Genomic DNA, 13,141 nt, shown 5'->3' with positions numbered 1-13,141 from the left:
GTCCATGATCCTACTTTCTTAGATTTACCCCCACACGGACAATATCTCCTGAGCTACCCGGTCCCAGTTGAAGCGTTGTTCTGTTAACCGTCTGCCGCGAAGGCCCATCTGCCGGGCATTATCCATATTCGACAGCAATTGGTTCAGCTTCTCGGCATACTCCAGAGGATTGTCAGGGTCTGTGATCAGCAGGCCGTTATCGTTCATGATAACTTCCGGATTGCCTCCTCGGGCAGTTGTAATGAAGGGCAGTCCTGCGGCCATCGCTTCGTAATGTACCCGTGCTAGCGGTTCATCCCATATCGAGGTGCATACGAATACGTCCGCGGCGCAGAACCAACGGTGCACATCATGCGCTTCAACGTATCCGGTGGTGACAACTGGCAAGGATGCCCTTTCAGCCAGAGCCCGCACATAAGCAATATAGTCGCTGACTCGATTATCGCTGTACCATGCGCCTCCGACGACGACAAGCACAGCATCGGAATGCTTCAGTTGAGACATGGCTCGCACTAAGACGTGAGGTCCTTTGTTCCGAGACAGGCGGCCTACGAACAAAATTACTTTCTTGGATTCCAACTGATGCTGTGCGCGTAATGTCTGCCGCTCTTGGTGAGCTGATTGCGATTCCATCCATGGGGCGAAGCGATTGAGATCAACGCCGGAATAGATCGTTCTGAGCTTTGGTTCGGCTTGCGGATAATAGCGGAGAATCTCACGGCCGATGAAATTGCTGATCGTAACAATTCGTTCGACGTTTGCAATGACCGCATGCGCTTCCTCATGATGAATTTTAGCTGGGTGAAACATATCATTGTGCATGCTGAGCACGATTCGGGAATGGGGGGAAGAGTTACGGACGGGAAGAACCATGCGTGGTCGATTAAAGATATGGATCAGGTCGTAATGTTCAGTTCTCTGATTCAAAAATTGAATGACGCCTTCGGCATATTTATCGAACAGTCCATCTGAGGGCACTCTGACGTATCGAATGCCGTTCACAATCTCGTCTCCCAGCAGTTCAGGATCTGACCGGCCGAGTATCGTCAAGCGGTGATGGCTGCTGATCTGCTGTGCGACGCCGCCAATATAAGTCTGGATTGCACCGCCTCTTATATTGGGAACCGGGAGCTTTTCGGTGCATATGATGAGTACGTTCATACTTGCAGTCTCCTCCTCTCGTTAAGCGGTCTTCCTTGAGACCCGTCTTGTCTTCTGCTTCGGAGCCAATTGGGGAGAGGTAGGGCGTTTGGATAGAATACGCTTGCTTGGCCTATTAGCTTTGGTTGTTCTGCTCTTGGCAGAGGTTATTTTCTTGACGGTTCGCTGCTTGTTGTTAACGCCCACAGCTGTCTTTCTCTTAGATACGCCGCTCCTCTTCGATGACTTTAAACGGCGGCGTGATGCGGTGATAGTACGACGAGCTGTTCTGCGTCGTTTCCTCTTCGCATTTGAACTTGATCTAGAAGGACGGAGAGATACAGGCTGCTGAGGGGTTAATGTGGTTGCATGAACAGGAAGTGCTGCAACCCCCTGGGAAACTATTGGTTCTGCTGGAGCGGCAGGAGGGGCGGGCTCCAAAGATAGAGACTGAGCTGCTGCTGCTGGCTCGTTATATGGGATCAACTCAGCAGGCAATGGGTCCGATGCGCCAGATTGTTGACTTTGAGAAGTGAATGCAGGAACAGGAACTGTATAATCGAAGAATGCTGCTGGCTCGTTATAAGGAATCAACTCAGCAGGCAATGGGTTCGATGCGCCAGATTGTTGACTTTGAGATGTGAATGCAGGAACAGGAACTGTATAATCGAAGAATGCTGCTGGCTCGTTATAAGGAATCAACTCAGCAGGCAATGGGTCCGATGCGCCAGATTGTTGACTTTGAGATGTGAATGCAGGAACAGGAACTGTATAATCGAAGAATGGAGCTGGGGCGGAGAGAACAAAGCATCTATCCAGTTCTGGAACCGCAAGATTCCATTGCTCGGGAACATATTGCTGCTCGTAAGTGCCGACAGGGTATTTCTCCTTGTCTGCGTACAGTTCTTGGAGAACTTGCCACTTTGTGGTTTCTGTCGCAAGAATACGCTGTAGAATTGGCGCTAATTCAAGGTTAAGGAAGTTGACAGGATCGAATACCATTTCTTTGACGTGCTTATAGAATTCATTCGGAAATGCCATGTCGATCCATAGGATTTCGAACATTTGCTGATCGATCGGGTTGCCGCGATTATAAGCTTCGATCATGCCGCGAATCCAAGTAATGTCCCAAGCGCCCATGTCATCCATCGTACTCGTCATAATCTTGCGAAGATCGCGGAACGGCAGATCGTAGGATACGCCGTCCAAATCAATAACCCATATCCCTCCGGGTCCCATCTGACCGTTAGACCAGCCATAATCTTGGTGGGCAAGTCCCCAATGAGGTTCTCCCATAGCGACCATGTTCGCATACTCCGATGCGTTTAAGCGGTCTAAGGCTTCCCGTGCTTGACGTTCGAATTCGTCTGCCACCTGCAGCAAGGGCTGGCTGCCGGCTGTTTCCTTGTAAGCTTCTGCAATATCCCGGAACCAGCCGATCTTGGCGATAATCTTCTGATAGTATTTCACCCAACCATGAAGCCGCGAGGATTTGGCCGCACCTTGAGGAGGGCGATACCCTTTGGTCCACAGGTGGAACTCCCCTAGACCTTGGCAAAGCTGAGAAGCACCCTCAAGATCGATCTTGGATACAGGCGCAAGTGTATCGATCCAGTCGGTTACAATCCAGCTCTTCCCGCCGGCCTCCACGTACAAGCGATTATCTATGGTTGGAATAAGAGCGGGGACTCTGGCTCCCTGCTGCACCAGATATTCTTGAGCACCTATACTGAATAAGCTCCTCTGAGGATGACGGTGGAGAACCTTGATGCTTCGCGGTCCCTTGTCTGTGTCTATTCTCCAGATCGCGCCTCCTTTGTCCGGCTTGGATGTGATGAGAACCATATTGGACACCTTCATGTCATACCGTTCCATTACTTGCCGTCCCAATGCTTCAAGCTCTGGGGGAACATACTGCTCTAGCACCGTGCCGGGTGAGACGGTATCGATCAGGTGATCCCAAGGTCCGATTTGATACTGTTCCAAAATTATTCCCTCCTATCCTGCGTTTCTAACCGTAATCAGCTTTCTTTCAGCTTAGCGTTAATAACTTCACGATAGACCTTCACTAGCTTGCTGTATCGAAGATATGATATCGGTCGATCACATGCTTTCTTCCCAACGCGTGAGAAGACGCCTGTTTGGTTTTGGCCTTAGCTGGTTGCTTCTGTTGAGGCATGCGTTCACAACCTTTCCACAGGCGTAAATCTTTATTTATATACATATGTCATAAGGAAATGGATGAAATGTACATTCGTGGATATCACTGAAAAAGATATATTTCCATGTTTGTCCGATGGAGTGTAGACGGGGGCGGTATATACTGCATCACCCAAAATTTTTATTATGAAGTGGTTGACTTCTAATTCAGTTGTAACTATAATGGTTACAGCAGGGCACGAATTTGAAAATGGAGGAAAGTGTAAATACAATCCAGTGATATTTTAATTCCATGAGCAGCCCAATCCTGATTGTACAATACGAGCAGACATACGCTTCGCAGTATGTGTGTAAGTATTCAGGTGCAAATCTCTATAGTAGAGCATGCATATTTTTTTGCCTACGTTGTAATCTCTGTTGTTACAACTGGAGGGGGGATAAGAGGAAAGGCGAGGTAGTGTATACAAGGAATTAGCAAATATATCATTTATAAATAAAACATATATTGGAGGAACCAAAAATGTCAGTAGCCACAACAAACCTAAAAGATGCAATCATCAATCGCCGTTCAATCCGCAAGGTGAAAAAGAATGAATGGATTACGAAAGAAAGAATCAATGAAGTTCTAAAAACGGCTTTACATGCGCCATCTTCTTTTAATATGCAAAGTGGACGCATGGTTGTATTAATGAACGCCGAGCATGAAAAGTTTTGGGATATCGTAAAAGAAACGCTTCGTGCTCGCGTTCCAGCAGAAAATTTTGAAGCAACGGTGGAAAGATTACAAGGATTTCGGGATGGAGCAGGGACGATTTTATTCTTTGAAAACCAAGAGACCGTCCAACAAATGCAAGAAAAAGCTCCACTCTATAAAGAACAATTTCCTTATTGGTCTCATCAAGGAAGTGCAATGCTGCAGTATGCAGTATGGATGTCTCTAGCAGCAGAAGGCATTGGGGCATCTTTACAGCACTATAATCCAATTGTTGACGAAGAAGTGAAGAACACATGGAATATTTCTCCACAATGGAGCTTAGTAGCGCAAATGCCATTTGGCGAGCCAAATGAACAAGCAGGTGAAAGAACATTCTTGCCATTTGAGGATGTTGTTAAATTTTATTAAAACGAACGAATATCGATATAGAAAATGGAGCAACGAAAATAATGAGTCAACTTACCAATTTAGAAATTGTTCGCAGCACATATGAAGGTCCGTCCTCTTCAAACGCTCAGCGTTTGCTTGAAGCTCTTTCAGAGCATGTAGAATGGACCGAAGCGGCAGGTTTTCCATATGGCGGAACATACATCGGTCCAGAAGCTGTCATGGAAAATGTATTTAGCCGCCTGGCATCCGAATGGAATGATTATAAAGCAAGTGTGCATACGTATCATGAAGTAGAAGGTAAGGATATTATTATTGCGGAAGGTGCCTATTCGGGAACGTATAAAAAGACGGGAAAAGCATTTCAAGCAGATTTTGTACACGTCTGGGAACTCGAAAACGGAAAAATCGTGAAGTTCAAACAATATGTAGATAGTCATGTTGTTCAGAAGGCAATGACAGTCTAAAAAGATATATACTCTCTTGTTTTACTATATAACTGAAGCAACGATGTAGAAGCAGCAGAGCATTTCCACCAGTCAATGGCCGGGAATGCTCTGCTGTTTGTTTCCTGTTTCTGCGATGCATCGCAGGAAAATTGATGCCATTGAAGAATATATATCATATAAAACCACTACACGAGGGGAAAGTTTTCTTCGTTTTGCAAATTGCAGCCTGCGAAGAATTCACGCTCACAAGAAAGGAATATATTTTATGATTATTGAAAAGGCGACAAGTCTTGATCTAGAAGGCATCTGCCAAATCGATAGTAGCGTTATCGGGAATGACAGCAGGAAAGAGTATCTATCGGAATCCATAGAAAAAGAAACGTGCATTATCGCGAGAATGGATGGTAAACCAGTTGGCTTTGCCGTGTTTGATACTTCGTTCTATGATAATTGCTTCATTTGGTTAGTAATCGTACTTCCTCAATTCAGAAGGAAGGGTGCTGCAAGCGGGCTTATTCAGTATGTCGAAAAAAACTGCCCAACATCCAAATTATTCACATCAACGAATGAATCCAATGTAACGATGCAGAAGGTCTGTGAATCACTTGGGTTTGTCAGGAGCGGCGTGATCGAGAACCTTGATGAAGGCGATCCGGAATGGGTGTATTTCAAACCAATAAGTTAATATGATTCGATTATGTGAGAATAAAGACATTTATGCCATTCATCAGTTGCCAGAAGTTAGCGGTAGTCAAGCTAAACCTAGCGACAGCATTGCGGCAGAGTTAATTAAGGAGAAAATGAAATAAACACCTACATAAGTTGAACTATTGAATTTCAGTAACAACGATTCCCGCATGTCTCAGGTGCTAGGCGGTATGATCTAATGGTGTTGTTGCAGCATCGTCTGAGAAGCAATGGTACTAGAGACATGTGCAACAAAGTTAACCTCACCCTGCGGAGGGATGCCCGTTCTGAACGAGAGGGAGAATGGATAGAAGTACTTGGCCGCGTATCGAGGAAATGAAGTACGTTTACTTATCTAAAAACAGAATCTGTTGATACGATTATAGCGGCCAAGCTTTTCATTGGTTTGATCCGAAGCCTCATTACATCATAAAGCCTGAAACTATCGCCAGATTCTGCTCCACCAGAGTATTGAACCTCCTGTAACAGGAGGTTTTATACTTATTTTTAGTTCCAAGAGGCAGGGGAACTAGAAGGCATCAAGATAGTGAACAGGGAGGTTTTTTCAGATGAGGACTTTTGAAATGTTATTAATCACCGTCAATGTCCTATTGCTCGGTTGGTTGATATTTGCTCGGAACAAGTCGCAGCGAGGGCTGCTCGTTGGTTTTGGCATCTCCATCTTATTTATGGTTACACATGGGCTCGTCGAAGGCCTGCGTTGGCGTATGACTCCGATCTATCTGATGACGTTATTTCCAGTGTTCAGCGTTGCGCTAAGGCACATTTTCAAACCGAAAGGACAGAAACAGAATGCACCGCGCCGGATATGGATTATTCTGGTTACGACACTCGCAGTGCTCTATTCTACTGTAGCAGTGGCCCTGCCGCTCCTGTTTCCCATCTTCTCATTCGAGAAGCCGACAGGTCCATACAAAATAGGAACCGTATCATACCATTGGGTAGATAACACGCGAGAGGAACACTTTACTAAGGCACCCGACGATAACGTGAACTGATGGTACAGATTTGGTATCCGGCTAGTTCAACTGCAAAGGGAAAGACGGCGCCATATATTGCTGATGCGGCTCCTTACGCAGAAGGATTCAATAAAGTAATGAAGTTGCCTAAGAAAATATATACAGGCCTTGATCTCGTCAAGACTCATGCGATTGAGAATGCCAAGCTAGCTGATACGGATTCCAAGTATCCGGTGCTCGTGTTTTCACATGGATTCACTGGATACAAAAATCAAAACACCTTTCAAGTCGAACAATTAGCAAGTCACGGTTATATTGTCGTAGGGATCGATCACACTTACAGCAGCGTTGCATCCGTCTTCCCTGATGGGCGTGTTGCAAATTTTGACTCGGGAGGCGTACAGGGATTTGAACAGATGAAGTACTCATTTATGGACAAGAGGAATGAAGTATGGGTAGAAGATGCTAAATTTGTAGTCGATCAAATCGAAAAGCTGTCCAGTAACGACCCAGACGGTCTTTTTACAGGCCGAATGGATCTTGAGCACCTTGGCATGTTCGGTCATTCCTTCGGTGGAGCTACAACGGTTCAAATGCTACTGGAAGATTCCAGAATTAAAGCGGGAATCAATATGGACGGCGTACTATATGGCAAACTGCGAATCCCGGCAGACGGACTGAAGAAGCCATTTCTGATGATGAGTGCCGATGATACGGTGAAAGGTGTAGCGAACACGAGCGACGCGGACATTGCTGCCCTGGGTACGAATAGAGAAGAGGTTGCAAAGTATTACGATGAAATGTTTGCACGATATGAGCCAGTAACAGCAGGAGGAAATTACTGGATGACGCTTAAACACAATAAACATATGAGCTTTTCCGATATGTATCTGATCACCCCCTTGTTCGAATGGATGGAAGGGTTGGATGTACGTAGTGCACATCGATTGATTAACGATTATTCGCTCGATTTCTTTGACCATTATTTAAAACAAGAACCAATTAAACGATTAGACCAAAATATTGGAGACCATCCAGATTTCACGCTAAAAAAGGGCTGAGAGCGAAGTGAATTTCTGACATTGTAATCGAACCGTTGAGGCGACTAACCCTCAACGGTTCGTCTTGCTGTAGATTGAGCCATTAGCGAATGTTTACCCTTCATCCAAATGTTCAAGTTTCCACTGCATTCTTTGCAGCCAGTCAAGCGCCTTGGCAACCTGTATTTCTCCAGACATCATTTTGCGTATGCCATCAAATCCAAAATCCAGATAACGAAGAGTAGTAATGAGCTCTCAGCGCCAAATATCTTCCGTCGTATAGAGATTCCTCTGTATCAATAACCCATTCTGAGAATGGGTTATTTTATTTCATCATGCTCGATTCTAACAATGGCATGAAAAATAAGTGTTGATTGTCCAGCCGCAGGAGGTTGTATACTTTGGCTAGCGGGCAGCTAGAACAGTAAACGAGGAGGATTTATTCTTATGAGGTCTTTTGAAATGTTGTCTACCATTTTTAATATCCTATTGCTCGGTTGGTTCATATTTGCTCGGAACAAGTCGCAGCGAGGGCTGCTCGTTGGGTTCGGCATTTCCGCCATAGTAGTGCTGATTCACGGGCTCATCGAAGGCATGCGTTGGCAGATGATTCCGGTCTATGTGATGACGTTAATCCCAATCGTTATCTTTGCTTACAGGTACATGTTCAAATCGAAGGAAGTGAAAAAGAAGGCATCCCGAATACGGGTCATTCTTATTACGATATTGGCAGTGCTTTATTCTTTCATAGCCGTGGCTCTGCCTCTCCTGCTTCCGGTATTCACATTTGAGCAGCCGACAGGCCCATACAAAATAGGAACCGTGTCCTATGATTGGAAAGATGATCGACGAGAGGAGACAAATACTTCCGAACCCGGCGATAAGCGTGAATTGATGGTACAGATTTGGTATCCGGCTAGTTCAACCACAAAGGGAAAGACAGCACCCTATGTTTCTCACCCTGATATTTTTGCAAATGGATACAGCAAAGCCTTGAATATGCCTAAACTGTTATTTACAAGCATCGGCTTCGTCAAAACTCATGCTATTGAAGAAGCAGAGCTATCCGATAAGGAATCCACCTATCCGGTGCTCCTATTTTCGCATGGATTAAACGGGGTTAAAAATCAAAACACATTTGAGGTCGAACAATTAGCAAGTCATGGTTATATTGTTGTAGGAATTGATCATACTTACCATAGCACTACATCGGTTTTCCCTGATGGCCGTGTTGTACATTTTGTTCCCCAAGAAAGTAATACGATCGACTATTTAGATAAATTAAACGAAAAATGGGTGGAAGACGCTACGTTTGTGCTCGATCAAGTCGAGAAGCTTGCCAAGAACGATCCAGACCATCGTTTTACAGGTCGAATGGATCTGGAGCACATTGGCATGTTCGGTCATTCCTTCGGTGGAGCAACAACCGCTCAAATGCTGATGACAGATTCCAGAATTAAAGCAGCGATCAATATGGACGGTGGACTATATGGCAAACTCCGGATTCCGGCAGACGGACTGAAGAAGCCATTTCTGCTGATGAGCGCAGATGACACGCTAACGGGTACAGAGAATATGAGCGATGAGAATATCGCTTCCCAGGGTACGACAAGAGAGGAGTTAACCAAGTTTTTTAGTGACACTTTTGCACGGCAAGAGTCTGTAACAGTGGGTGGTAATTATTGGATGAAAATTAAACATATGAAACATATGGGCTTCTCCGACATGTATCTGATTTCACCTGTGTTCGAAAGGATGGAAGGGGTGGATGTACGAAGCGTACATCGGCTTATTAACGAATACTCGCTTGATTTCTTTGACCACTATTTGAAGCAACAGCCGTTTCATTTATTGGAACAGAATATCGGTGACCATCCGGAGTTCACACTGCAGAGAGGTTGAGACCGAATTTCTGAATTTATATACGAATAGTTGAGGGCGGCTAGCCCTCGGCTGTTCGGTATTGCTGTTTACATATGTTCGAGCTTCCACTGTATTCCTTGTAGCAGTAAAGTGTTTCCTTTAGAAAATGAGCGGAATTTAGGGCTTAAGATGGAACATAGCGTATTGAAACGTTCGATCCGTTCTGTTCTGGGATTTTGTGCATATTCGGCAAAGTAGCGAAAAAACTCTTCTTTGTTGATAGACTGATCTGAGTTCGCATACAGCATGGCAGTATCCTCGACAATGGTCTGTACGAAAGGACTATCGGCAGAACATTTCTGCTTCAATGCAGTATCTAGTCGGATATGGATGTCCTCAAGCTTCTTGACCCAGGTGGCAGCATCGAATCGAGGCTGATGCACCATGTTAAAAAAAAGAAACTCATCGTGCCTAAGATCCGATAAAAACTGAGAATCGTTTACGAGCTCCTGCAATTCATTCCAAGCGACGGTTTGTTTAGCCGATACTTTTACTTGATTGATAATATATTTGTTAAAGAAATAAAAAAGTGAACCTCTCCATTCTTCAGAAATGCCATCTAAAAATTTGGATTTTTCCACTTTTTCTGTTATGAATTGATTTCGTTTTTCGGGATTTATTACCCGTGTGTTTACCAGATCATAGATATAACGCAACGAATCCCCTTCGTGTTCCTTCGCTTGACGAAAAATCGATATCATATTCATAAGCGTACTAACCTGTGTCTCTAAGGATTCGATCTGCCAGTCGAGCGCTTTGGCAACCGGTATTTCTCCAGATATCATCTTGCTTATTTCATCAATTCCAAAATCTAGATAACGCAGGGTTGTAATCAGCTCTAAGCGCCATATATCTTCCGTCGTGTATAATCGATGCCCTCCCTCGGTATAGCTTGTGGGCTTTACTAATCCGATTTCATCGTAGTAACGGACGGTTTTTACGGTGGATCCGATCATTTTAGCTGCTTCCCCAATCGAATAGGTTCCGTCTTGTGTTGTGGAATCAGAAACATGCTGTATCTTGTTGTCAATCTTGCTCTTTGAATGCAAAGCATTACACCTCCTGTTCGAATTATACCACCTCCTGTAGCTGGAGAATCAATCATACTGTTTTAATCAAGGCAGCGTATTGTTTTATTTTTTTCTGTTGGGTGGGGATCGTTACAGGGCAAGCGAGAGTATTCGCTATTGATCAACTCTCGTATGGGTAACAGGACAAGATGAAATGCCTCTTTAAGGTGTGTCAAGCAGCCGTAATTTGTAAGATTAATGAAAGAATAGTGAAAGTGAAGAGAAAGAGAAATCCTGTAACATGAACTTTAGTTGGGAAGTTAACTATACATGTCAACAGGAGGATTCGGAAATGGAGACGATCAAAGAGAGAGCCAATCATATCATCCGCAAATTAAAAGTGAATCGTAAACATATAAAACCCTTATCTGCGGGATGGAAGGGAGCATCCTTCGTCTTAGCTGCAGCAACCTTGATTCTTGTCATCATGCAAGCGAACTATTTATTGGGGGCGCGTGGATTTATTGAATTTGCTGTAGGTACGGTTATATCCATCGTCGTTGTCTTGATCATAAGCGGATTGCTTGCGATCATCGTACATGGGATTAAGCAAATTCCAAGCCGTTATCTCTGGTTGTTCTTCAGTTCCTTTATCTTATTATTCATTTGTTTTATGGGGCCGATGGAAGTTTCGAGCATCTTTGTCCTCTTGGTCATCGCTATTCTCTCCCTATGGGGCGCTATCCTGTATAAGCTTGTGACGGGCAGCTACAAGCATGCGAAACGATCGAAGAAGCTGACAGCTGTCGTATTATCCGTTACGACAACTGTGGCTATCGGGATAGGCGGGTACTGGGTTGTCAATGATGGCGATGAGGGAATCCGTGGAGTGACTTTGCAAGAGTTGAAAACATCAGCGCGTTACACAAATCATGTTCTTAACAACCCCGCGGAGGAAGGTCCTTATCCAGTCAAAACGTTAACGTACGGCAGTGAAAACAGCTATCGCAAAGAGTTCAATCGAAGCGATTCTCTCACGACGAAAACGGTGGATGGGTCAGCTTACGTGGAGAAATGGTCCTCCTTGAGAACGAAGACTGTAGGCTTGGGGCCAGATGCGATGCCTGTGAACGGATTGGTCTGGTATCCAGAAGGAGAAGGTCCATTTCCATTGGTGATTATCGCGCATGGGAATCATATGATGACAGATTATTCTGATCCAGGCTACGATTATCTAGGTGAACTTCTTGCAAGTCGCGGCTATATCTTTGTTTCCATCGATGAGAACTTTTTAAATGTATCTCCCTACGATGATATGTTCGTGGTCAGTGCTTTAGAGAAGGAAAATCCAGCAAGAGGGCTATTAATGCTCGAGCATATTAAGGCTTGGAAGGAATGGAATAGCAGCAGTAGCAACCCGTTCTATCAAAAAGTGGATATGGGCCAAATTGCGCTTATCGGTCATTCCAGAGGTGCAGAAGCGATTACGATTGCAGCTGCTTTCAATAAACTAAGCACGCACCCGGATAATGGAAATATCAAATTTGATTATAACTTTCATATCCGTTCCCTTATATCGATTGCAGGCACAGACCAACAATATCGCCCTTCCGGAAAACTGATGCCTCTTCAAAATGTGAATTATTTAGCTTTACATGGAGCTCAGGATATGGATGTCAATACCTTCCGCGGTTCGAGCCAATATAATCGGATAAGCTTTACCGATAAGGAAGACTTCATGAAAGCTTCCGTATATATCTATGGGGCCAATCACGGCCAGTTCAATCGCGTGTGGAGCAGAGGCGACGGCTTAGGAACGGCGAATCAACTGTTTAACCTGAAGCAGCTTATGGCCCGAGACGAGCAAGAAACGATAGCGAAGGTATTCATTTCTTCCTTTCTGGATGCGACGCTGAAGAATAAGCATGAGTACACAGAAGTATTCAAAGATATTGGTTACGCCAAGGAATGGCTTCCCGATACGATGTATATCAGCAACTATGATGATTCACAGACCACTTTAATCGCTTCATTCAATGAGGATATTGATTTACAGAGCACGACGATTCCCGGAGGCAGGCTCATTGGAGAGAATTTGCAGGAATGGAAGGAAGAAAAGGTTAAAATGAAATTTGGAGAGGATCAGCACAGCGCCGTTCGTTTAGGATGGGATCGCAGCAAACAATCCAAGGCTGCTTCCTATTCTGTCGTCATGCCTGATGAAGGCTTGGATGTCGGAGACAATAGTTCAGTTGTATTCTCGATGGCGGATTATAGTGAGAGAAAAAACATGTCGTATGAAGAAGGTTTGATCGATTTAACTGTAAAAGTCGAAGACAAGAACGGCAACCAAGCAAGTCTTCCGCTAAGTCATATTTCAAAATTATTACCTAGCATAGAAGGGAAATTGCTAAAAAGGCCATTTGCAAATTTCGGGCAAACGAAAGAACCTGTATTTCAAAACTTTAGTTTTCAGTTCAATGACTTTAAACAGGTTAACCCTCGCTTTAATCCACAGCAAGTACGGACGGTAGGGTTTGAATTCGACAAAACAGAGAAAGGCACCGTCTTAATCAACAACATCGGAATCAGAAAATAGCATGTAACATGCACATGCAACAACAAAAAAAGGCTGCTGGCTTATGCAACA

General features: G+C 44.4%; 10 protein-coding genes. 7 read left to right on the top strand and 3 right to left on the bottom strand.

Going from position 1 to position 13,141, the window contains the following annotated elements; genetic code table 11:
- Positions 1-24: 24 nt before the first annotated feature.
- Positions 25-1,161, bottom strand: coding sequence for a glycosyltransferase family 4 protein (locus LQV63_RS25705; RefSeq protein ID WP_233698802.1), 1,137 nt, complete (start codon positions 1,159-1,161; stop codon positions 25-27).
- A 21-nt stretch (positions 1,162-1,182) separates the two neighbouring features.
- Positions 1,183-3,126, bottom strand: a complete 1,944-nt coding sequence (locus LQV63_RS25700) for a CotS family spore coat protein (RefSeq protein ID WP_233698801.1) — start codon at positions 3,124-3,126, stop codon at positions 1,183-1,185.
- 694 nt (positions 3,127-3,820) lie between these two features.
- Here LQV63_RS25700 and LQV63_RS25695 point away from each other — a divergent pair.
- From LQV63_RS25695 to LQV63_RS25670, 6 genes are all read left to right on the top strand, one after another.
- Complete coding sequence (locus LQV63_RS25695) at positions 3,821-4,423, top strand: nitroreductase family protein (RefSeq protein WP_233698800.1); 603 nt, start codon at positions 3,821-3,823, stop codon at positions 4,421-4,423.
- A 41-nt stretch (positions 4,424-4,464) separates the two neighbouring features.
- Entirely contained in the window at positions 4,465-4,869 is a 405-nt protein-coding gene (locus LQV63_RS25690; RefSeq protein ID WP_233698799.1) for a nuclear transport factor 2 family protein, read from the top strand.
- Positions 4,870-5,116: 247 nt separating this feature from the next.
- Entirely contained in the window at positions 5,117-5,536 is a 420-nt protein-coding gene (locus LQV63_RS25685) for a GNAT family N-acetyltransferase (RefSeq protein WP_233698798.1), read from the top strand.
- Between the two features lie 571 nt (positions 5,537-6,107).
- Positions 6,108-6,557 carry a hypothetical protein gene (locus LQV63_RS25680; protein ID WP_233698797.1) on the top strand — a complete coding sequence of 150 codons (450 nt, stop codon included), beginning with the start codon at positions 6,108-6,110 and terminating at the stop codon, positions 6,555-6,557.
- A complete protein-coding gene (locus LQV63_RS25675) occupies positions 6,557-7,579 on the top strand; it encodes an alpha/beta hydrolase family protein (RefSeq protein ID WP_233698796.1) in 1,023 nt (340 codons plus the stop codon). Before LQV63_RS25680 ends, LQV63_RS25675 begins: the two co-directional genes overlap by 1 nt.
- 426 nt (positions 7,580-8,005) lie before the next feature.
- The gene (locus LQV63_RS25670; RefSeq protein WP_233698795.1) at positions 8,006-9,460 is read left to right on the top strand and encodes an alpha/beta hydrolase family protein; all 1,455 of its coding nucleotides are present in this window, start codon (positions 8,006-8,008) and stop codon (positions 9,458-9,460) included.
- Positions 9,461-9,528: 68 nt separating this feature from the next.
- Here the strand turns inward: LQV63_RS25670 and LQV63_RS25665 are convergent, their stop codons facing one another.
- Complete coding sequence (locus tag LQV63_RS25665) at positions 9,529-10,530, bottom strand: MerR family transcriptional regulator (RefSeq protein WP_233698794.1); 1,002 nt, start codon at positions 10,528-10,530, stop codon at positions 9,529-9,531.
- Between the two features lie 313 nt (positions 10,531-10,843).
- Here LQV63_RS25665 and LQV63_RS25660 point away from each other — a divergent pair, with 313 nt between their 5' ends.
- Positions 10,844-13,090: an alpha/beta hydrolase gene (locus LQV63_RS25660; RefSeq protein WP_233698793.1), complete on the top strand. Its 2,247-nt coding sequence runs from the start codon at positions 10,844-10,846 to the stop codon at positions 13,088-13,090.
- Positions 13,091-13,141: the final 51 nt, after the last annotated feature.

Source organism: Paenibacillus profundus (assembly GCF_021369635.1).
In the GTDB taxonomy this organism is placed as follows: Bacteria; Bacillota; Bacilli; order Paenibacillales; family Paenibacillaceae; genus Paenibacillus_B; species Paenibacillus_B profundus.
This window is presented reverse-complemented; position numbering and strand designations above follow the sequence as displayed.

Coding starts and splice junctions, on each gene's coding strand:
- LQV63_RS25690 (WP_233698799.1), top strand. CDS start 4,465: ATGAGTCAACTTACCAATTTAGAAATTGTTCGCAGCACATATGAAGGT.
- LQV63_RS25680 (WP_233698797.1), top strand. CDS start 6,108: ATGAGGACTTTTGAAATGTTATTAATCACCGTCAATGTCCTATTGCTC.
- LQV63_RS25660 (WP_233698793.1), top strand. CDS start 10,844: ATGGAGACGATCAAAGAGAGAGCCAATCATATCATCCGCAAATTAAAA.
- LQV63_RS25705 (WP_233698802.1), bottom strand. CDS start 1,161: ATGAACGTACTCATCATATGCACCGAAAAGCTCCCGGTTCCCAATATA.
- LQV63_RS25670 (WP_233698795.1), top strand. CDS start 8,006: ATGAGGTCTTTTGAAATGTTGTCTACCATTTTTAATATCCTATTGCTC.
- LQV63_RS25695 (WP_233698800.1), top strand. CDS start 3,821: ATGTCAGTAGCCACAACAAACCTAAAAGATGCAATCATCAATCGCCGT.
- LQV63_RS25675 (WP_233698796.1), top strand. CDS start 6,557: ATGGTACAGATTTGGTATCCGGCTAGTTCAACTGCAAAGGGAAAGACG.
- LQV63_RS25685 (WP_233698798.1), top strand. CDS start 5,117: ATGATTATTGAAAAGGCGACAAGTCTTGATCTAGAAGGCATCTGCCAA.